Origin of the sequence: Rhodococcus sp. SG20037 (assembly GCF_031763325.1) — a bacterium.
GTDB lineage: Bacteria > Actinomycetota > Actinomycetes > Mycobacteriales > Mycobacteriaceae > Rhodococcus_F > Rhodococcus_F qingshengii.
Genome location: NZ_CP134497.1, coordinates 1,495,171 through 1,515,542, shown reverse-complemented (window position 1 = coordinate 1,515,542; position 20,372 = coordinate 1,495,171). Strand labels below are relative to the sequence as shown.

Here is a 20,372-nt window from a genome sequence, read left to right as displayed (position 1 = left end):
GGAAGACATGGCACTCGGAACCGGCCCACTCACCACTACGGACACCCCGACGCAGACGGGCGCCGGCGAGGAAATTCGAGAAATCGAAGCGGCAGCGCCTCCCGCACGGTTCGCACGTGGATGGCACTGCCTCGGACTGAGCAATACCTATCGCGACGGTCAGCCCCACCAGATCGAGGCATTCGGCACCAGCCTTGTCGTCTTCGCCGACAGCAAGGGCGACATCAAGATTCTCGACGCCTACTGCCGCCACATGGGTGGCAACCTCGCTCACGGAACCGTCAAGGGCGATTCGATCGCCTGCCCGTTCCACGACTGGCGTTGGAGCGGTAACGGAAAATGTACGGCGATCCCCTACGCACGACGCGTTCCGCCGCTGGCCAAGACGCGGGCATGGATCACTCTCGAGAAGAACGGTCAGCTGTTCGTCTGGCACGATCCCCAGGGAAATCCCCCGCCCGCCGAGGTCACGATCCCCGACATCGAGGGCTTCGGAAGCGATGAGTGGAGCGACTGGAGCTGGAACACGCTCACCATCGAAGGCTCTCATTGCCGCGAGATCGTCGACAACGTCGTGGACATGGCCCACTTCTTCTACGTTCACTACTCGTTCCCCAAGTACTTCAAGAACATCTTCGAAGGTCATGTCGCGAGCCAGTACATGGAATCGGTGGGACGTGAGGACGTCATCAGCGGCACCAACTACGGCGATCCCAACGCTGTGCTCCGTTCGGATGCTTCATATTTCGGACCGTCTTACATGATCGACTGGATCAAGAGCGAAGCCAACGGGCAGATCATCGAGACCGTCCTGATCAACTGCCACTACCCGATCTCGAACAATGCGTTCGTCCTGCAGTACGGCGCGATGGTCAAGAAGCTACCCGGTATGGACGACGAGTCCACTGCCGCGATGGCCGCGCAGTTCACCGAGGGCGTCGAGATGGGATTCCTTCAGGACGTGGAGATCTGGAAGAACAAAGCTCCGATCGACAACCCCCTGCTCTCCGAGGAGGACGGCCCGGTTTACCAGTTGCGTCGCTGGTACAACCAGTTCTACACCGACGTCGAGAATGTCACGGAAGACATGACGAAGCGCTTCGAATTCGAGATCGACACCACCCGCGCAGTGGAGAGCTGGAAGCGGGAAGTCGCCGAAAACGTTGCCGCACGCGACGCCCAGGCACTCGAGACAACCTCCTGATCCGCAGTCGAAAACACTGCTGAGACAACCAGACTGGATGCAAGGAACAACATGACGTACGAAGTGCTCGAACAGATCAACGCGATGGCCGACGACATCTTCGCCGAAGGCATCGAGGCCGAGCGGATCGGCCGGGTGGCCGACGACACCGCCAAGAAGATGAAGGCAATCGGTTCCATCCGCATGCTGCAGCCCAAGGAGCATGGCGGCATGGAGGCGCATCCGCGCGAATTCGCCGAAACCGTCATGCGCATGGCTTCACTGAACCCGTCGGCCGGCTGGGTCCACGGGATCGTCGGAGTTCACCCGTGGCAACTCGCGTTCGCGGATCCCAAGGTGCAGCAGGAGATCTGGGGATCCGATCCCGACACCTGGATGGCATCGCCGTACATGCCCGGCGGAATGTGTATCCCCACCGACGGCGGCTACAAGTTCTCCGGCCGCTGGCAGTTCTCCTCCGGTACCGACCATTGCGACTGGGCATTCCTCGGCGCGATGGCGTGTGACAAGGACGGCAACATGGAGATGCCGCCGCGCATGCTCCATGTGATCATTCCGCGCACCGACTACGAGATCATCGAAGACTCGTGGGATGTCATGGGACTTCGCGGCACCGGCTCCAAGGATCTCGTAGTGAAGGATGCGTATGTCCCCGATTACCGCGTCATGGACTGCGACGAGGTCATCGACGGCACGGCAGTGCGCAAGTACGGGCGCACCGAGACGCTGTACCTCATGCCGTGGTCGAACATTTTCCCCCTCGGAATCACCGCCGCCACGATCGGCATCTGCGAGGGAATGCTCTTCCACGCCAACGAGTACCAAGCCGATCGCATCAACGCGCAGGGCACGGCGATCAAGGACGACCCGTACACCTTGTTCGCCATCGGTCAGGCAACCGCCGACATCCGGGCTGCGCGCGACACCCTGCTTGCCAACGTCGACCGCATGTGGGATCGAGTGGACGCTGGCAAGGAAGTGACCTTCGAGCAGCGCGCGGAGGGGCGTCAGACTCAGGTACAGGCCGCCTGGCGCGCCGTCAACGCAATCGATCAGGTCTACCCACGCTGCGGTGGCAACGCATTGCGGATGGACAAGCCGCTTCAGCGATTCTGGCGCGATGCTCATGCTGGACAGCATCACGCAATTCACGTGCCGAGCACCGTTTTCCACGCCGCATCACTGAGCCGTCTCGGCGCAGACCCGCAGGGTCCGCTGCGGGCGATGATCTGATCAGACTTCGACACAAGAAATCGACAGGAAAAAGACACGATGACACGCACCGACATCAAGGGACTTGGCTACGTCAAGATCTCGACCAACGACATGGCACGTTGGCGCACTTTCGCTTTCGACGTCCTCGGCTTCGCCAAGGGCAGTGGGCCGGACGAGAACGCGCTCTACCTACGACTCGACGAGCGTGCTGCTCGCATCGTCGTCGTCGAGGGTGAGCGCGACGAGATCGTCAACATCGGTTGGGAGGTCGCCGACCACGCCGCACTGCGCCGCGTTCAAGAAGCACTCGAAAAGAACGGCACCGAGGTCGAGCAGCTTTCGCTCGCCGAAGCAGATGCTCGACGGGTCGAAGAGGTCATCGCCTTCACCGATCCCGGCGGAGCAGCCATCGAGGTCTTCCACGGAGCGATCCTCGACCACAGCCCCGTGGTGACGCCCTTCGGCGCTCGATTCGTCACCGGCTCACAGGGTCTCGGCCACGTCGTACTCCCCGTCATGGACAGTGCTGCGAGCTTCGACTTCTACACCGAGGTGCTCGGCTTCTACCCGCGCGGCGCCTTCCGCCTGCCGGCCCCGCCTGAATTCGGGCCGCTGCGAATCCGTTTCATGGGCGTCAACGAGCGTCACCACAGCTTGGCCCTGTGCCCGGCACCGCACGGCGGCGCACCCGGCCTGATTCACATCATGGTCGAGGTGGACACCCTCGACGCCGTCGGCCAGGCACTCGACCGCGTGATGAAGGATGGATTCTCCGTGTCGTCGACCCTGGGTCGTCACACCAACGACAAGATGATCTCCTTCTACGTCCGCGCACCCGGCGGCTGGGACATCGAGTTCGGCACCGAGGGCGCGAGGGTGGATCAGGACTCGTACTCCTCCGAGGAGATCACCGCTGACAGCTACTGGGACCACGACTGGTCCGGAAGCGAACCACTGGCAGCTATGTAGTACCCGCCGGTGGCGATGTAATACCTGCCAGTAGTTAAACGACGAGGGGGTTTGCGCGAGCATTCGCGCAAACCCCCTCGTCGTTTCCACCGCGACGCGCCCGAAAACAGACCGGTGATCCACTTCACAAATCCGTAACTCTATGACACTATTTCTAATTGAAATAGCCAGTTCACTGGTTGTGGAGCTCTAAGAGAAGTGAGGTACACGATGACACTGCAGGCTGTGGATGCTTTAGGCGCCGATTCGGCCCCGACAGCAATTCTCGATCGCGTCTCGCTGGTTCTCGACGCCTTCGACGGTCCCGGCAGGTTGACGCTCGCTCAAGTCGTTCGGAGCACGGGCCTTCCCCGCTCGTCAGCCCACCGCATGCTCGAACGTCTTGTCTCGATGCGTTGGCTGCGTCGCGACGGCCGTGACTACGAACTCGGTATGCGCCTCGTCGAACTGGGATCGCTCGCGGTTCATCAGGACCGCCTCCACGCTGCAGCCATGCCCCTTCTCCATGAGCTCTACCGAGTCACCGGATTCGTGGTTCACCTCGGCATCCTCGACGGGCCCGATGTGGTCTACATGGAGAAGATCGGCGGACGCCTCGCCGCCGCAGTGCCGACGCGTGTCGGTGGTCGACGCCGCGCCGAGACCACTGCGATCGGTCAGGCACTGCTCGCGTTCGGTTCGCCGAAGTCCTCGGGCTACGCACTGCCCCACCTCGCCAGAATCCGCGAGTCCGGGGTGGCCTTCGAATCCGGAAACGGCCTACCGGGATTCAGCTGTCTTGCGGCACCGATCGGCCCCATCGGCCGCGCCGTCGCCGCGGTATCCATCTGCGCGCCGTCGAAGGCCCTCCGCCTCGACCACGTCAGCGCAGCGCCGGTCCGTATGGCGGCCGCTGCCATTTGGCGAGGCATCGACGGCGGATCGCTGAGCGTCACTCCGACTTTGCAACGTCGTCATTTGCTGCGCAACATGCCGACCGCAGCCGGGGCCTGACTCAGATACTCGAACCGTTGCCGGTGAGCCCGGCTTGCTCGAGCGCCAACACGTACTCCTCGACGTTCTTCCATCTGCCAGGCGTCGAGGGCAACGGTGATCCCAGTCGGTCGTGCTCGGCGACGTTCGCGAACTCGGCGGTCGCACGATCGATGTCGTCGAGCAGTTCGCGAGCAAGTTCGATCTCGGCTCGGAAGTACCGTTCCGACCATCGCAACGTCATGACCGGGAACGACCAGGCCGGCTCGTTCTCGGCATGATCTGCGTGGAGTTTCGCGCGTCGAATCTGCTCTTCGACATTGGCGATGTGGGCTTCCACCAGCGCCTTCAGTCGCTCGGGCTCGTTGAGGTGTCCCATCCACAGACGCAACATCACACCGTGCTTGAGCACCGGAACTTCCACCGGTGCCTCCCGTGACCACGTCCGGACGGCGTCGGTTCCTGACTGCGTAATGGAGTAAAGGCGCTTGCCTCGCACCCCTGGTTCGGAGACGACCCGGGACTCCACGAACCCGATGCTTTCGAGCTTCTTCAGTTCTGCGTACACCTGGCTGATGGACGGGCTCCAGTAGAAGAAGCCGACGCTCCAGTCAGCCCACTTCTTCAAATCGTTTCCGGTCAATTCCTCCCCGAACGTCAGCATCCCGAGCACTGCCCAGCTGGTAGCGGGAAGTCCTCGGGACACGTCATCAGGTTCGGACATGCCCGAAGTCTAACAATCACTGGTCATTTGCTGGTTTCGTAGAATCCGAACGGACCGCTGAGCGGGATCAAATTTGCTCGAAACCCCTCCACCTGCCACTCGGTCGGTCCTGACCCGTGCCGAGAAGCCATTGCTGCCATTGAGTGGGACTGCCGCTGGATTACGGCCGCGGCGCCACACATCGTTGCTTCTGAAGCTGTTTGCAGAGTTTTGAACAAAAGATTTGAACAAGGAGACGACATGACCGTGGAAAACGCCGAGCCGCCAGTTCTGGACGGACGCACACTTCGCAACGTGATGAGCAATTTCTGCACCGGCGTCACCGTCATCACCGCTCACGACGGAAATTCACCCCTCGGTTTCACCTGCCAGTCCCTGGTCTCGGTATCGCTTGATCCCCCGTTGCTCTCGTTCTGCCCGGCGAAGACGTCGACAAGTTGGCCGAAGCTTCGCGAAACGGGAACTCTCTGCATCAATGTTCTCGCCCACGATCAGCAGGACATGTGTTCGGCGTTCGCGCGCGGCGGGACGGACAAGTTCCTCGGCGTCGAGTGGGATGCCGCCGGCAACGGTGCTCCGGCGCTGAGCGGCGCGCTCGCCCGCATCGAAGCAACGGTCGAGCAGGAGCACGACGCCGGTGATCACACCATCGTCGTCGCGCGCATCACCGATCTGAACGTGCTGCGCCACGACGGTCCGCTTCTGTTCTACCGCGGCGGATTCGGACGCTTCGACGCCTGAGTGCTCAGGCTGTCCCGCTGCGTGGGAGATGCCGGCGCCGAATCGAGCCCGCACCGATAGCGTCCGAAGTAGTTGTCAGACCCTGAACTTCTCGACTGATCGGACTAACTCGATGACCACTCTCGAACCAGACACCACGGCCGCGATCACGGCGACGGTTACCACCTACCTCGACGCCGTGGCTCGCGGATCGTCAGCGGACATCGCTGCCCTCTACGCCGAGAACGCGACGCTCGAAGACCCGGTCGGCAGCGAACCCCGCGTCGGCAAGGCCGCGATCACCGAGTTCTACGGCGCTCTCGAGGGCGGTTCGCAAGAGACGGAACTGCTTACCTTGCGGGTGAGCGGATCCAGCGCGGCCTTCCACTTCCGCGTCGTCACACCGGTGGGCGATCAGGTCTACGAGGTCGAACCGATCGACGTCATGACTTTCGACGAGGACGCCAAGATCACGAGCATGCGCGCCTTCTGGTCACCGGCCGATCTGATTGCACGCTGATGCGTCAGGTCAGTTGCCGCAACTGCGGAAATCGCGTCCTCGTCGAGAAGTACAGCGAAGCGCACACCAGCGTCCAATGGCTCGAAGAGTCGCAGGAAGTGTGCCCGGAGTTGGGTCGCGCGAACAGCCGTGCCAACGCTCAGCGGACGTGTGGCGCTCTACGCCAGACGATCAACGACCTTGCCGACGCCGGTGAGCTGGAGATGAGCCTGCGCAGCTACCCGGTGCCGGGCAAGCTGTCCTGAACGCTTCCGCGTAGCATTTCGGCGAACATGCGCGCCGATTCCAAGTCGTCGGCGTTCGGCCGCCCCTTCCGGATACCGCCGAAAGGCTTGAACGGGAGATAGGTATCCCACGCACGGGACGAGAAGGCTGCGACCACCTCGAAGCCCTTCTGTTCGAGCAACTGAACCAGTGGACGCGAGAAGCGATGAATCCCCTTGTCAGGAAATCCACTGGTGGCGAAGACAAAAGCCTTGGATCGTCGTTCTTCGGGGAGTGCCTCGACGAACGAGCGTAAATCTGCGTGGTACGAGCGTAGGTAGATGCCGGAGCCGAACCCCACCAGGTCGTAGTCGGCGAGCTGCGCGGCGTCGATGTCACCGGGCTCGACCACGCGAGCATCGAGAACTTCTCCGATGACGTCGGCGATCAGCTTCGTATTGCCATGGGAGACAGAGGTACACACGATGATCGTCTTCATTGATTTCTTTCTTTCGTCGCAGCGTCTCCGGTGCTCTCTTCATTTGCGCGTACGTAGATCCAAGTGATGGATCCACCGCACATTGCAAAGATCACGGCGACAATCGAATACGTGTCGAGGGGAAATCCAGTCCAGATCAAGCCTGCAACAAGAACCATCGCACCAACAGCCAGACCCGCCGATACTTCCTTGGACATACGCATCCCTCCCCTGGCTTGTCACCGACAGTTCCAGGATAGAGGTCCCGGCGAAGCTACGGACAATGGTGGAGATGGGGAATGATGCCGGTATGTCAGCACGATTGAAGGGGCGAAGACGTGCGGTGAACGCGCTGCTCGTCGACGTCGAACGATGGGCCGCTGAGCACGATGACGTCAAAGCTGTAGCGCTGGTCGGGTCCTACGCGCGCGGCGCGGAGCGTATGGCGAGTGATCTTGATCTGATGATCCTGGCCGACGACGCGAACGCGCTCGCAAATGAAGACTGGTTCGACCGGCTCCGCCCCGACGCGCGATTCATCAGAGCCGCCAACTGGGGGCCAGTCCGAGAACGACGCTTCCGCCTACGGTCCGGCCTCCTCGTCGAACTGAATTTCGCGAGCGAGAGCTGGGCCGACCTTCCGCTCGACGCGGGCACTCGACGCGTCCTCGAAGACGGCCACCGAATCCTGTACGACACCGGGCCTCTTCGCGTCGCTACGAGCGCGGGAAGAACTGCTCGATGAGCACCAAGACGGTCTTCGAGACCTTGGCCGCCGAAATAAACGCGCTGCGCGGCTCTCCCGTCGTCGCGATCGACGGCGTCGACGGGAGCGGCAAGACGACATTCACGAAAAGTCTTGCAGCACAGCTGAATGAACGCCCCGCCATTGTGATTCACGTCGACGACTTCCTCAATCCGCCGGAGATTCGCCATCGCAGAGGTCGGCTGTCACCGGAAGGCTTCTGGCTCGACAGCTACGACTACGACGCCCTCGAGCGTCATGTTCTCGCCCCTCTGAGACCGGGAGGTAACCGCGAGTACCGACCACGACGGGACAGCGACGCGTACTTGCATGCAGCCGACGGAGCCGTAGTCCTCGTCGAGGGACTCTTTCTGCATCGGGACGAATTTGCTTCCCGATGGGACTATTCGATCTTTCTCGACGTGCCCTTCGAGATCACCGCCGAGCGAATGAACCTTCGCGACGGAACGAACGCGGATCCGGAACACCCGTCGATGAACCGTTATGTCGGCGGCCAACGTCTGTACTTCGCGGCTGCAGAGCCCTGGACCCGCGCGGACAGTGTCATCGACAATTCAGACCCGAAACTGCCTCGAATCACGACACATGCCGCCCACTGGAGTTGGCAGTCCGCATCGCCGGCCCCGCGTTTCATCGGTGCGCTGTGGATGTGAATTGGAAGGTTGCGGCATCCACGATCTCAGCGGGCGTGATGTCGATTTCGCCGTTGAGCCAGGCCGTCACCAATTCGGCCAGGCCGCCCACGAACAGTAATCCGTTGATCTCACCCTGATGGGGAGGCCAAGCTCGATCGCCGTACAAGAGCGCAGCCTCGTCGGCCACCATCTGCGCGAACCCACGCAGCGCTCCCCGCCGGTGAGTGCGCAGCGGCTCGTAAGCCACCGACTCGACCATCGCGACACGCCCTTTTCGAGGATCGTCCGTCAGGATGTTGACGAACGAAGCAATGGCGCTCCGCACGCGCTCCTCCCGTGTCCCCTCGGTCGTTCGGAGTGCAGCCATTCCGGCCACGCGCACCTCGTCGACGATTCCGTCGAAAACCTGCTGGAGGAGTTCGTCCCTGCTGGTGAAACTCTCGTAGAAATATCGCTCTGTCAGCTTGGCATGCGCACAGATGGCGGTCATGGTGGCACCCTGCCTGCCCGCGGCCGCAAACACGTCCAGTCCTGCTGCGAGCAAGCTTTCACGCCGAAGCGCGGCCCGCTGCTCACCACTCAGACCGGCATATCGACGGGGCGTGGGAGAAGCCATGAGTCGATCTTGACAGACGACGCGACTGTGACGCAGACTACCCCCATCTGACAGGCGCCACTGTCAGATGCAAACGGAAGGCAGGTACGTGATGTCGAAAATCCTGGCCGCTCCACCCATCCGGTCGCAGTTGCGTCCCATCTCAGGCAATTCGGGACTACCCGGAATAGGGCAAACTTTCGAATACATCCGCGACCCTCTCGCTCTGATGCAGAAACGCTGGGATCGTTACGGCGAGGTCTCGTGGTTCTCGATGGCCGGTAGACGGTGGGTCGCAGCCCTCGGGCCCGACGCATGCCAAGAAGTTCTCCAGAACAAGGACCGCGCTTTTGTCAACAGCGACGGTTGGTCAGTGCTCATCGGCCCCTTCTTTCACGGGGGTCTGATGCTTCTCGACTCCGAAGAGCACCTACGACAACGACGCATCATGCAACAAGCCTTCACGAGATCGCGTCTCGAAAAGACCGTGGACGTGCTGAATCCCGCGATCGCCTCCGCGCTCGACGCCTGGACTCCGTCCGATGGGTTCCGCGCCTACACCGCCCTCAAAGCTCTCACACTCAACCTCGCGACCGACATCTTCATGGGCGGCGCGGAAGGGACCACTGACAACGAAATCGACTCTGTGAAAAAAGCTTTCGTCGATTGCGTGCAAGCTGCAACCTCGGTGATCCGTTATCGAGTTCCCGGCACCAGATGGAAGCGCGGCCTCGACGGGCGCCGAACCCTCGAAAACTTCTTCCGCCGCTACCTACCTGCGCGCCGTTCACGCGAAACCGACGACCTGTTTTCCGTTCTCTGTCACATCGAATCAGACACCGGACAGCGCTTCAGCGACGGCGAGGTGATCGATCACATGATCTTCCTGCTGATGGCCGCACATGACACCTCCACCATCACCATCTCGACAATGATGCAATATCTCGGCCAGAATCCTCAGTGGCAGAACAGATGTCGGGCGGAATCACTCGCACTGAGTACGTCGACGCCGAGCTATGCCGAACTCGACCAACTCGCCGGCTTGGACCTGGTGATGAAAGAATGCCTCCGACTCGTCGCTCCCGTGCCGGTCATGGCTCGCCGAGCGGTGTGTGACACCCAGATACAGGACCACTTCGTACCCGCTGGGACCTACGTGTCAGTGGTGCCACATTTCACTCACCACATGCCGCAGTACTGGCCCGACCCCGAACATTTCGATCCCGAACGTTTCGCGGACCACCGACGTGAAGACAAGGTGCACCGGTATGCCTGGGAACCGTTCGGTGGAGGCGTGCACAAATGCCTCGGCATGCACTTCGCCGGCGTCGAAATCAAAGCGATCATGCACCACCTGCTCACACGCTTCGATTGGCAGGTCGCGCCCGGCTACACCGCCCCTCTCAACTACATGTCCTTGCCGTTCCCCTCCGACGGACAGCCGATCGATCTGAAACCACTCACGACTTCTCATGACCGGTAGCGACCGAACAGACGTCAGGATCAACTCGCACATGACTACCGGCACAGACGCTTTCGAAATCCAGAGGAAAACATGAGCACTCGGCCCGCCCGAAACCGGCATGCACGCGCTGCTCCGAAACCAGAGGTCGTCTCAGCGGCGGAGTTCCTACTCGCAGAATCCGACGCCCATGTCTTCCGTCGCCGCTATCTCGAACTGCTCACCCACACCACAGCGCCGGATGGCGCAACCGTCACGGACTACACGGTCGCCGAAAGGTATCTACTCAACTCTGCAGCAAAGAGACGTGCTGCGCGGCGCCCGGCCAATCCTTAGCCACGATCGCCGGTCGGGCAGCGCTCGCGGCGAACGTCGAGAACCTTGGCACCGGTTTCACGAATTCGTCGTGGGGTAACGACGAAGAATAGAGTGCGCTGCCTGGGTGACGGCGGTGCGATCGTAGGTTTGCACGAAGTCGAAGGTCCGCTCGAGATCTGGACCGTTGTCATGAAGATCTCGCGCCGACAGCATCGCCGCATGGTGCGGTCCCAGAGTGACGACCGTCCACTCGTTGACGAGATCATCACCCGGGTCGAGCGGCGCGTGTTGAACTTTACCGTCGAGCATCACGGACAGTCCGACACCGTAGACACCGGCGAACCCTACGGTGTCGGCGAGGTGACGCCACCGTGCTGTTGTGGATGCGGTGAAATGCTCGGCTTGTTGAAAGGTGCCCAGAACAAGCATCGAGGAACCCGATGTGGCGGCTTGCGCTTCGAGGGACTTGCTCAGTTGGATCAACAGACGCTTGGTACCGCGCCGGATCCGGCTGTGAGCAGACACGATCGAGTAGGGAGTGCCCACCTCGGGGATGGGATCACTCCACACCGGACTGTCGGGCATCGCGACGACCGGTTCGGACAACAGTGAACTCGGATCGTCGACTGCGGGATACAACTCACCCGTTCCGTATGTGGCTCCGATGGTGATTGCGGCAAGACGGGACGATTCCGAGTCGACACCCTCGGCAAGGATAATCGCGTTCGATCGCTCGACGTAGGCGCCGAGCGCGTGCACCGTCGTTCCCACTTCGAAATATGCTGCCTTGGAAAGCAATTCAGCGGAAGTGATAATGATGTCGGGTTCGACCAAAGACAGAAGTGTCGCCGAGTGCCTGTCGATGCCGACACCGTCGAGTGCAATCAGACGACCGCCCGCGCGGGCTTCTCTGATCACTGCCAGAGAGTTGTGTGGATCGGTAAGCACCGATGCGCTGTCAACCGTGATGACGATCCGTTGCAGATTTCTCGTCGCTCCTTCGATACCAGGAGCGTTCAGAGCTGCTCGGGAAGCCGAGTCGACTGCCACCAGCAACGGCAGGCGATCCGCGACGGTGCATGCGAGTGCAGTACGGGACATGGCCAGTTTGTGACTGTCGAATTCCGAGCGTTGCTGCATCAATTGCGAGGCGCGACGGAGGGCATGCGCCGAACACAGAGAGGAATTGTCAGGCCCACGCAATTGCAACTCGGCGCCTGCAAGTGCGTGGTCGTCGAGGCGGCGTATCGGTGCGAACTGCATGCTTACTTCCAGACCAATCACATCGGAGAACTGGGTGATCGGAGAATTCGACGATGTCGAACCGTTGCTGGTGTCATACGCCATGGTGTGGCTCTTCACTACGAGTCGGGACCACCAAGCGTTCATGCGGCCGGACGCGTCGATGGCAGCGCCGGCTGCTCGACACCGAACGAGACTACCGCAAATCTCGGCGCAACCCGGTGACGACAACCTGATCCCGCGCCGCAAAGTGCACATCGACACGCAGATCAGACCAGATACCAAGTCAACGCGTATCGAGCACTGCTCACTTCACATCGTTCGTGGGAGTTGTTTCCGGCTCAAGCACCGAGAGCATCAGCGGTCGACGTGGCAACGCCCGCAATGAGTTCGGAGGCGCCGAGAGCCTGAAAGATCATGGAGACCGCTCGCGTCGGGGCAAACAAGCGAATGCGGTTGTTGCCACGCCCCGCAGCATCGACAACGGCATTCGCCACTCCGGACGACATGAAGGTCACGCCGGAGAGATCGACGTGAATATCGGTTCCGACCAGGAGAAGTCGGTCGAGCGCGTGCACCAATTCCACCCGCTGACCCATGTCCAATTCTCCGGCAAGTCTCAGTACCGCATACGAAGGGGTGTAGCTTTCCACGTCGATACTGTACCGATGCCCTTCTCGGCCGGCGCTGTCAAAGAGATCGAGAACATTTGCAGCTGAAGAACGTTCGTTGATCGTAGTCATGAAAGCCTCTTGTCTGGACTCGGCGTGCCCCACCGCCCGAATCAGCGATGAATCACTGTGCGTCGGATAACCAACCGTGTCGGTCACTGCGTTCCAGACGAACTCTGCCACCGGCAGGTTTCGCCGACACAACCACATCTATAACGCTAGGGTCTCGAAAACGTCACAGCGCGATATCGCACTTTTGGCGCCACCCCCGACGCACTGAACCGCTACCTCGCCTGGCCCCCGACGTGCCTGCGGGGCGACGTCTCTGCGGCGTCGACCACTGGCTTTCTCGCTCATCGGGAAGGTGGGTTCGCCGCACCACCATTCCGCAATACCTTCTGTGACATGGATAACATTGTCGACGTACTCGTCATCGGATCGGGCGCTGCCGGATCGGCCGCAGCGCTCCAAGCGCACGCCGACGGCGCATCGGTCGTGATTCTGGAAAAGAGCGGACCTGATTCCGCGGGCGGCAACACTCGACTGTCCGGCAGTGGATGGTTCGTCAACCAGGACCCCGCTGCCGCCCGAACCTTCCTGCGTTCGTTGAACGGGGAGTTCCCCGTTGCCGAGGACGTCATCGATGCCTGGGCCGAGAACACTCACGGACTGTCCGACTGGATCCGCAGTCTGGGTGCAACTGTAGCGATGACCGGCGATTTCCATTCCACGGCAGAGTTCGCCGAACTTGACGGAAGTTCTTGTTACGCAGGGATGGACACCGTCGAAGGGAAGATGGGCAATGAACTTCTCTACCGGTTCCTCGTCTCCGCTCTCGCTGAACGCGGCGTCACAACACTATTCGACACCGAAGCCACCGGACTGCTGACGGATGAATCCGGAGCGGTGACCGGAGTCGAGATCCGTTCGGGTGAAAAGACTTCGCAGATCCAGGCACGCCGGGGCGTCATCCTTGCCACCGGAGGATTCGAAGCAAATCCGACGATGGTGCGCGACTACTTGCGTCTGGAGAATCCGAAGATCTGGGGCTCACCATCGGCAACCGGCGACGGTCACCGCATGGCACAGGCCGTGGGCGCCGATCTGTGGCACATGAACAACATGATGACCATTACGGGAATTCCCGGCGACCTCGAAAATCCGACTGGATTCTTCCTCGCACTGTGGAACGCGCACAACTATGTGTTCCTCAGCCGGGAAGGTAGACGCTTCACCGACGAGTCAGCCGAAATGCGGCATGGTCATGTGTTCAGAGAGGGTTCTTACCAACACTTTCCGGTGCAACCGATGAACGTCGTCTTCGACGAGACGATGAGGTTGGCCGGACAGCTGAGCCCCGGCCGCGACGCACTGCCCGTCGGCCACAGGGTTCTCGACGAAGGGTACGAGTGGAGCTCGGACAATCAAGCCGAGATCGACAAGGGATGGATCCTAAAGGCGGACACGCTCGCCGAACTCGCCGAGAAACTCGGACTGGACCCAACAGTCGTGGAAACGAGCGTGCGACGCTACAACGAGGCGTGCGCGGACGGCATCGACCATTCGTTCGGCCGCCATCCCGAAACTTTGGCCCCGGTGGCTACCGCTCCGTTCTACGCCGTCTCCGGGTCGCCACTGCTGGGATGGAGTAGCGGTGGGCCGCGCCGCGACGGTCATTCCCGCGTACTCGATACTGCCCGCAATCCGATTCCTGGCCTCTACGCCGCGGGCGCGGTCAGTTCCACCTACAGCGCGGCCAAGGACGGCGGATTCCACATTGCCGACGCCTTCGCATTCGGCCGTGTCGCCGGGGCCCATGCCGCCGCGCGTAAAGCTTGATATCGCCGGCCTTTCGACTGACTAGCCACGCACGATTACGTGGCTGGTCAGTTGTGGTCGATCGTCACGCAGATGAATCCTCTGCGCCGGATGAAACCGGGATTCGTACCGGGACGCTATCGTGGCAGCGTACGACATGCTCGCCGAGAGAATCCGAATCATCCGCGCCGAAGGTCTTCTGCCGATTCACACCCGAGCAGCCTTGACCTCGTCGAAGAACGCGATGACGGCTGCCTCGTTCTCCGGCGGAACAGTCAGCGATGCCCGTGGACCCGCTACCGCGATCGAGTCGTCGGCGAGCCTGTTCCCGATGGTGAGTTTCAGTCCCGACTTCGACGGTTTCGCCTTCACCGCAATGTGTTCGACATGCCAACGAGCCACTTCGCTCGTGCTCGCGGCGGTGCGGTCGAAGACCTCCACCGTGCGGTGGTCGAGGACCATCACGATGTTGGTCCCGACGGTGACTTCCAGATAGCGCCGTTCCGCCACGGTATACGCCTTTCGGTTAGGTGAAACCGACGCTACACACCGTGGCGGAACTCAGCGTGTCAAAACCTCAGCTGTTCAAGATTTCAGCTGTTCAAGATTTCAGCTGTTCGAAACCTCAGCGGGACGAACTTCCTGCATCCACCGGCAGGGCGACCGACGTGATGTAGCGAGCCTCGTCGGAAGACAGGAACAGAGCAGCGTTCGCTACGTCCACCGGTTCGATCCACGGAATGGCGAGCATGTTCATCGTCATCGCTGCGGCAGCAAATTCTTCGCGCGTCGGGTTCTCGAGATCGGGGCGGAACTTGCCGCGCACCAACGGGTTTTGAATCATGAGGGTGTCGACGTTGGTGGGATGGACCGTATTGACGCGTACGTTGTGCGGAGCCAGTTCCTTTGCCAGCGAACGCATCAGACCAACGACTCCATGCTTGGCTGCGGTGTAGTGCGCGACTCCGACCAGCCCCCGAAGTCCGGCGATGGAGCTTGTGAGTGTCATCGATCCCCCGCCCCGCGCGATCAAGTGCGGAGCCGCGACGGTCGTGGTGTGCCACACGCCGGTCAGATTGACGTCCAGCATGGTCTGCCACATCGTTTCCGACATGGTCAGGGCCCCGTCGGAGGACGTGATACCAGCTGTAGCGCAGACGATGTCGAGACCACCGAGCGTTCCGACGGCCGAGTCCACGGCACTGCGTAGTGCCTCGAGATCCCGAACGTCCACTACCGCAGATTCGACCTTTCGCCCCAGCGCCCGGATCTGCGCCACTGTCTCATCGAGATCGGCCTCCGTCGCGGGCGGCGTGACTGTGGTTTCCACCGAAGTGCACACGTCGACCGCGATGATGTCCGCGCCCTCTTCGGCAAAACGCACGGCCTGAGCCCGCCCGATTCCTCGTGCCGCACCCGTGATCAGCGCGATCTTGCCTTCCAATCGAGAAGTCATCAATTCACACTTTCTGGGTCAGGCCGGCGTCGACAACCAACTGACAGCCGGTCATGTAGCGGGACTCCGCGGATGCGAGAAACAGGACCGCATTACTGACGTCCACCGGATCGACCCAGGGAACCGGCAGCAAGTTGCGAGCGCTGAGCACTGCAGCAGCGTCTGCTTCGGTGGGATTCTCGATGTCCGGGCACAGGTTCGCGAACACTCGCTCGTTGATGATCATCGGGGTACGTACCGAACCCGGATGCACGGAGTTGACGCGGATACTCTGCGCCCCCAACTCGTTGGCCAGCGTTCTGGCCAGGCCCACCACGGCATGCTTGGCTGCGCTGTAATGACTTGCTCCGGCAATACCTTTGATTCCCGCTGTCGAGCTGACCAGAACGACGGATCCACCGTCGCCGAAGTGCGGAACGCAGGCCTTGACGGTGTGCCACGCGCCGGTCAGATTGACGTCCAGCGAGCGGTTCCACACTGCAGGATCGATGGTCCACGACGGTCCCGGCGTGTCGTAGACGCCTGCATTCGCGACCACGACGTCCAACCCGCCGAGTTCGGTAACGCACTCGGCCACGACGGCGGCCAGACCGTCGAAGTCCCGAATATCCGCCACACCGGTGACCGCGACACCACCTCGATCACGCACTGCCTGAGCGGTTTCCGCCAACCCCGATTGCGCCTGTTCGACATCCAACGCGATCACGGACGCGCCTTCCTCGGCGAGCCGCTCACAGTGTGAGCGTCCCATTCCTCCGGCAGCACCCGTCACGAGTACCCGCTTGCCCTCCAGCCGGCTCATGCGTGCACCGCGCTGTTCAGCTCGAAGCCTCGGTATCCCGCTGCTGCCACGTCTGCACAGATGTCGGAGTAGACACCGAAGCCTCCGATGAAGGGCATGAATATCCTCGGCTTTCCCGGGATGTTGGCTCCCATGTACCAGGAGTTCGCGGATGGGAACAATGTTGCCGACGCCCGGCGTGAGCACTCCTCGAGCCAGTTGTCCACGGCTTCGGCACTCGGCTCGATGGTGTCGATGCCCGCCGAATCGAGGTGGTTGATCGCGTCGGCGATCCAGTCGACGTGCTGTTCGGCAGCGAGAATCATGTTGGACAGCACACTCGGGCTGCCCGGCCCGGTGACGATGAACAGGTTCGGGAAGCCGTGAACTCCCAAACCAAGATAGGTTCTCGGACCCGCATGCCAGTTCTCTCGCAAGGTCTCGCCGTTGCGGCCACGGATCTCGATGCGATCGAGTGCCCCGGTCATCGCATCGAAACCGGTGGCGAACACCAATGCGTCGAGTTCGTAGTGCGAGTCGGTCGTCTTGATCCCGGCCTCGTCGATTGCCTCGATCGGTGCGCTCTTGAGATCGACCAGGCTCACGTTGTCACGGTTGTAGCTCTGGTAGTAGTCGGTGTCCGTCACGATCCGCTTGGTCCCGATGGGGTGGTCGTTCGGGATCAGCAGGTCGGCGATGGCCTGATCTTCGACCACCGATCTGATCTTGGCCTCGGCAAATGCGGCCGCCGTCGCGTTGGCGTCGATGTTGCTGGTCTGGTCGGCGAAGGTTTTGGCGAACAGGACACCGCCGAGCTTCCACCGCTCCTCGTAGGCCGCGTTTCTCTCGGCCTCGGATACCTCGAGCGCGCTGCGAGGATCCGAAACGAACGGAGATCCACCGCCACTGCGCTTGGACAGCGCTCGACGCTCGGCGTAGTCGGCCTTGATCTCTGCGCGTCGTTTGTCATCGAGAGGCGTGTTTCCCGCCGGCACACTGTAATTCGCGGACCGCTGGAACACGAAGAGGTGATCGGCCTGCTCGGCGATCAACGGAACGGACTGGATGCCCGACGATCCGGTGCCGATCACTCCCACTCGCTTGCCGGTGAAATCGACGCCCTCGTGCGGCCAGAAGCCGGTGTGGAAGACCTCACCGCCGAAAGTCTCGCGACCTGCAATGTTCGGAACGTTCGCGGTCGAGAGGCTGCCCGTGGCGCACACCACGAACCGCGAGGTGACGTCATGACCACCGTCGGTGTGCACTCGCCACGTCGACGAGTCCTCGTCGAACTGTGCGCTCAGGACACGGGTATCGAAAGTGAACCCACTGCGTAAGTCGAAGCGATCGGCGACGTGATCGAGGTAGGACAGGATCTCCGGCTGCGCGGCGTACTTCTCGCTCCAGTCCCAATCCTGTTGCAACTCTTCGGAGAACGAGTAGGAGTAGTCGAAACTCTCGACATCGCAGCGTGCGCCCGGGTAGCGGTTGAAGTACCACGTGCCGCCCACTCCGGAGCCCGCCTCGAAGCCGTGGACACGCAGCCCCTGCTCGCGAAGTCGGTGCATGGCGTACATGCCGGCGACGCCGGCGCCGATGACTACGACGTCGAGTGGTGCGGTGGAGAAGTCAGGATCGGTCATGGTGGCCACGCTACGAGTGGGTTGGTTGGTAGAGGAACGGGTTCTCCCGCTGGGTGGGCTACGGCAGTGGAGAGCGTTGGTGTCCACCGATCGGGGGACAGCGATGTCGTCCAGCACTCGGACCCGTAGGTGGACAGACCCGAAGGGATTTCGGGGCCATAGTTGTCTCATCACAGAAACACACGGTCACCGAGACCGACAAATCGAGGAGAACATGATGAGCACCAACACAATTCGACCTGAAGCATTTTCCTTCTCCGGCCTCAGCATGGCAGCTCTGGTTGCCCGCTCCGCCGGTGCGAACACGGTGAAGTCGATGACCGACACATCCGTCACGACGGCGATGATCAGCAATTCGGGTCGCGGGGCCCTGTATCTGGTCGACGCATCCAACCCGAACGGCGACTGGGTCGTCCCGCCGGCGGACTACATCCTCCCCAACATGAACGTGAACGTTGTGGCCACGAGCAAGAACCAGAACGACTTCCCCATCGTGCTCACGTACCGCTCCGACGACGGTGGAGTGTTTGTCTTCAGTGCTACCAACTCGAAGACCAGGGCGGATGCCGGAGGTACGTACGCCCCCGACAGCCACGACGTCACGGTGACGATGACCTCGGGTTACCCGGCCATGAACGTCACGTACGTGCTTCGGTGACGCTTGCTCACTCCAACAATCCCTGCCGCATTGCAGCGGCGACGGCGGCGCCTCGATCGTTGACTCCGAGTTTCTCGTAGAGGCGCTGCACGTGGGTTTTGACGGTGGAGGGCGCAAGAAAGAGTTGTGAGGCGATGACCGGGATGCTGGCGCCCTGCGCGATCAATCCGAGAACCTCACGTTCGCGCGCGCTGAGCGTCGGACCGGACGGTTCACTACGACGCCGAACCTCTCCTACCAATCCGGCGGCGATACTGGGCGGCAACACATCTCGTCCCGCAGCACAGTCGAGCACGGCGCTCACGATCTCGGCGCGAGTGGATTCCTTCGGCAGGAATCCGGCAGCACCGGCTTGCAGGGCCTGGTACACGACAGACGATTCGTCGTGAGCGCTGAGCAGAAGCACACGCGTCGGAAGCTCGTCTCGAACGACTGCGGCGGCGACCTGAGTTCCATCCAGGTGCGGCATCCGGAAGTCGAGCAGCGCGACCTGCGGGCGTAGTTCGCGGATCATTGCGAGCGCTGCTGCGCCGTCGTCGGCCTCGCCCAGGACGTCGATGCTGTCACTGCCGGTCAGAGCCCGAACCACGCCCTCACGGAACAGTGGGTGATCGTCGCCGACCACCACGGAAACCTTGCCGGCCAGCGGCTTCGTGCCTTCGCGCATTGCTCACTTTCTCACGCCCGTACCAGCAATGCGAGCACTTACGCCTCCCCCGATCGGGGGACAAGAGATTCAACCCCGCCACGGCCCCGTCGGCGGACATACTGCAGCACTCATTCGCGACAAGATTGATTCATCGCCGAGAACGGCAACCACACACCATCCCAGGAGCAGACATCATGCGTACCAACACCACTCGCTTCGTAGCAGTCACCGCAATCGCCCTCGCTGTCGGCGGAACCGCACTGGGAACCGCAGCGATCGCCAACGCCGGCACCATGCCCACCGACGGCCCGACGGTTGCCATGACCATCACCAACAACACCGACAACCCGATGCTGCTGGACAGCGCGTCCAACCCCTACGGACAGTGGATCAACGGCCCCCGCTCCTACCTGGCCCCGCACACCACCGAGATCGTCACCGCCTACAGCAGCGATCCCCGCGGTATCGGTGTCGACGTCACCTACAACGTCGCCGACGGCGTCCAGACGGTCATGGCTGCCAACAACTACGCCGGCAACCCCACCCTCGACGGGACTCGCATCATCGGCGACCCGACGCACGTCATCCTCACCGACTACATGGCCACCGGCTACCCCACGATGAACGCCTCCTTCGACGTCTTCACGCAGAACTGAACCAAGCGTTGATGCG

The 20,372-nt window shown here is 61.7% G+C and carries 25 protein-coding genes; 14 read left to right on the top strand and 11 right to left on the bottom strand.

All coding sequences use genetic code 11. From position 1 onward, the window contains the following. Window positions 1–7 precede the first annotated feature (7 nt). From RHP72_RS07050 to RHP72_RS07035, 4 genes are all read left to right on the top strand, one after another. A complete protein-coding gene (locus RHP72_RS07050; protein WP_065455982.1) occupies window positions 8–1,204 on the top strand; it encodes a Rieske 2Fe-2S domain-containing protein in 1,197 nt (398 codons plus the stop codon). A 51-nt stretch (window positions 1,205–1,255) separates the two neighbouring features. Continuing rightward, on the top strand, window positions 1,256–2,437 hold the full coding sequence (locus RHP72_RS07045) for an acyl-CoA dehydrogenase family protein (protein ID WP_003944352.1): 1,182 nt from the start codon (window positions 1,256–1,258) through the stop codon (window positions 2,435–2,437). Between the two features lie 39 nt (window positions 2,438–2,476). Further along, on the top strand, window positions 2,477–3,388 hold the full coding sequence (gene bphC, locus RHP72_RS07040; RefSeq protein WP_311094504.1) for a biphenyl-2,3-diol 1,2-dioxygenase: 912 nt from the start codon (window positions 2,477–2,479) through the stop codon (window positions 3,386–3,388). 210 nt (window positions 3,389–3,598) lie between these two features. Beyond that, complete coding sequence (locus tag RHP72_RS07035; protein WP_007726735.1) at window positions 3,599–4,381, top strand: IclR family transcriptional regulator; 783 nt, start codon at window positions 3,599–3,601, stop codon at window positions 4,379–4,381. Window position 4,382: 1 nt separating this feature from the next. Here the strand turns inward: RHP72_RS07035 and RHP72_RS07030 are convergent, their stop codons facing one another. Then, window positions 4,383–5,084, bottom strand: coding sequence for a PadR family transcriptional regulator (locus RHP72_RS07030; protein WP_081557518.1), 702 nt, complete (start codon window positions 5,082–5,084; stop codon window positions 4,383–4,385). Between the two features lie 240 nt (window positions 5,085–5,324). On the opposite strand from RHP72_RS07030, the gene RHP72_RS07025 reads away from it, so the two are divergent. The 3 genes from RHP72_RS07025 to RHP72_RS07015 all read left to right on the top strand — a co-directional run bounded on the left by RHP72_RS07025 (window position 5,325) and on the right by RHP72_RS07015 (window position 6,569). Then, window positions 5,325–5,825 carry a flavin reductase family protein gene (locus tag RHP72_RS07025; protein WP_007726733.1) on the top strand — a complete coding sequence of 167 codons (501 nt, stop codon included), beginning with the start codon at window positions 5,325–5,327 and terminating at the stop codon, window positions 5,823–5,825. Between the two features lie 112 nt (window positions 5,826–5,937). After that, window positions 5,938–6,324, top strand: coding sequence for a nuclear transport factor 2 family protein (locus RHP72_RS07020; RefSeq protein WP_003944423.1), 387 nt, complete (start codon window positions 5,938–5,940; stop codon window positions 6,322–6,324). After that, entirely contained in the window at window positions 6,324–6,569 is a 246-nt protein-coding gene (locus RHP72_RS07015; protein ID WP_007726731.1) for a hypothetical protein, read from the top strand. The genes RHP72_RS07020 and RHP72_RS07015 overlap by 1 nt, the downstream gene beginning before the upstream one ends. Here the strand turns inward: RHP72_RS07015 and RHP72_RS07010 are convergent. Beyond that, window positions 6,542–7,027, bottom strand: a complete 486-nt coding sequence (locus tag RHP72_RS07010) for a flavodoxin family protein (protein ID WP_210378144.1) — start codon at window positions 7,025–7,027, stop codon at window positions 6,542–6,544. The genes RHP72_RS07015 and RHP72_RS07010 overlap by 28 nt on opposite strands. Further along, complete coding sequence (locus tag RHP72_RS07005; protein ID WP_311094503.1) at window positions 7,024–7,224, bottom strand: hypothetical protein; 201 nt, start codon at window positions 7,222–7,224, stop codon at window positions 7,024–7,026. The genes RHP72_RS07010 and RHP72_RS07005 overlap by 4 nt, the downstream gene beginning before the upstream one ends. 92 nt (window positions 7,225–7,316) lie before the next feature. On the opposite strand from RHP72_RS07005, the gene RHP72_RS07000 reads away from it, so the two are divergent. Further along, entirely contained in the window at window positions 7,317–7,751 is a 435-nt protein-coding gene (locus RHP72_RS07000) for a nucleotidyltransferase domain-containing protein (protein WP_037131485.1), read from the top strand. Further along, complete coding sequence (locus tag RHP72_RS06995; protein ID WP_042452206.1) at window positions 7,748–8,425, top strand: AAA family ATPase; 678 nt, start codon at window positions 7,748–7,750, stop codon at window positions 8,423–8,425. The genes RHP72_RS07000 and RHP72_RS06995 overlap by 4 nt, the downstream gene beginning before the upstream one ends. Here RHP72_RS06995 and RHP72_RS06990 read toward each other — a convergent pair. Then, the gene (locus RHP72_RS06990; RefSeq protein ID WP_042452208.1) at window positions 8,403–9,023 is read right to left on the bottom strand and encodes a TetR/AcrR family transcriptional regulator; all 621 of its coding nucleotides are present in this window, start codon (window positions 9,021–9,023) and stop codon (window positions 8,403–8,405) included. The genes RHP72_RS06995 and RHP72_RS06990 overlap by 23 nt on opposite strands. Before the next feature lie 91 nt (window positions 9,024–9,114). On the opposite strand from RHP72_RS06990, the gene RHP72_RS06985 reads away from it, so the two are divergent. Together RHP72_RS06985 and RHP72_RS06980 are read left to right on the top strand one after the other, a co-directional pair. Beyond that, entirely contained in the window at window positions 9,115–10,485 is a 1,371-nt protein-coding gene (locus RHP72_RS06985; protein ID WP_007726721.1) for a cytochrome P450, read from the top strand. A gap of 72 nt (window positions 10,486–10,557) precedes the next feature. Next, on the top strand, window positions 10,558–10,800 hold the full coding sequence (locus tag RHP72_RS06980; protein ID WP_065352072.1) for a hypothetical protein: 243 nt from the start codon (window positions 10,558–10,560) through the stop codon (window positions 10,798–10,800). 57 nt (window positions 10,801–10,857) lie between these two features. Here the strand turns inward: RHP72_RS06980 and RHP72_RS06975 are convergent, their stop codons facing one another. Then, entirely contained in the window at window positions 10,858–12,129 is a 1,272-nt protein-coding gene (locus RHP72_RS06975; RefSeq protein ID WP_082900991.1) for an EAL domain-containing protein, read from the bottom strand. A 236-nt stretch (window positions 12,130–12,365) separates the two neighbouring features. Next, entirely contained in the window at window positions 12,366–12,677 is a 312-nt protein-coding gene (locus RHP72_RS06970; protein ID WP_228401988.1) for an STAS domain-containing protein, read from the bottom strand. A 423-nt stretch (window positions 12,678–13,100) separates the two neighbouring features. Here RHP72_RS06970 and RHP72_RS06965 point away from each other — a divergent pair, with 423 nt between their 5' ends. Further along, complete coding sequence (locus tag RHP72_RS06965; protein WP_311094502.1) at window positions 13,101–14,534, top strand: FAD-dependent oxidoreductase; 1,434 nt, start codon at window positions 13,101–13,103, stop codon at window positions 14,532–14,534. 186 nt (window positions 14,535–14,720) lie between these two features. Here the strand turns inward: RHP72_RS06965 and RHP72_RS06960 are convergent, their stop codons facing one another. The 4 genes from RHP72_RS06960 to RHP72_RS06945 form a co-directional block, all read right to left on the bottom strand. Next, window positions 14,721–15,023, bottom strand: a complete 303-nt coding sequence (locus tag RHP72_RS06960) for a hypothetical protein (protein ID WP_007726715.1) — start codon at window positions 15,021–15,023, stop codon at window positions 14,721–14,723. 115 nt (window positions 15,024–15,138) lie between these two features. After that, entirely contained in the window at window positions 15,139–15,969 is an 831-nt protein-coding gene (locus tag RHP72_RS06955; protein ID WP_007726714.1) for a mycofactocin-coupled SDR family oxidoreductase, read from the bottom strand. A gap of 4 nt (window positions 15,970–15,973) precedes the next feature. Then, complete coding sequence (locus RHP72_RS06950) at window positions 15,974–16,771, bottom strand: mycofactocin-coupled SDR family oxidoreductase (protein ID WP_058038555.1); 798 nt, start codon at window positions 16,769–16,771, stop codon at window positions 15,974–15,976. Next, entirely contained in the window at window positions 16,768–18,393 is a 1,626-nt protein-coding gene (locus tag RHP72_RS06945) for an NAD(P)/FAD-dependent oxidoreductase (RefSeq protein ID WP_007726712.1), read from the bottom strand. Before RHP72_RS06945 ends, RHP72_RS06950 begins: the two co-directional genes overlap by 4 nt. 217 nt (window positions 18,394–18,610) lie before the next feature. On the opposite strand from RHP72_RS06945, the gene RHP72_RS06940 reads away from it, so the two are divergent. Continuing rightward, complete coding sequence (locus RHP72_RS06940; protein ID WP_311094501.1) at window positions 18,611–19,051, top strand: hypothetical protein; 441 nt, start codon at window positions 18,611–18,613, stop codon at window positions 19,049–19,051. Between the two features lie 7 nt (window positions 19,052–19,058). On the opposite strand, the gene RHP72_RS06935 is transcribed toward RHP72_RS06940, so the two are convergent. Then, window positions 19,059–19,718 (bottom strand): response regulator transcription factor, encoded by a 660-nt coding sequence (locus RHP72_RS06935; RefSeq protein ID WP_003944425.1) that lies wholly within the window; start codon window positions 19,716–19,718, stop codon window positions 19,059–19,061. Between the two features lie 176 nt (window positions 19,719–19,894). Here RHP72_RS06935 and RHP72_RS06930 point away from each other — a divergent pair, with 176 nt between their 5' ends. Next, window positions 19,895–20,356: a hypothetical protein gene (locus RHP72_RS06930; protein ID WP_311094499.1), complete on the top strand. Its 462-nt coding sequence runs from the start codon at window positions 19,895–19,897 to the stop codon at window positions 20,354–20,356. The last annotated feature ends 16 nt before the right edge of the window (window positions 20,357–20,372 follow it).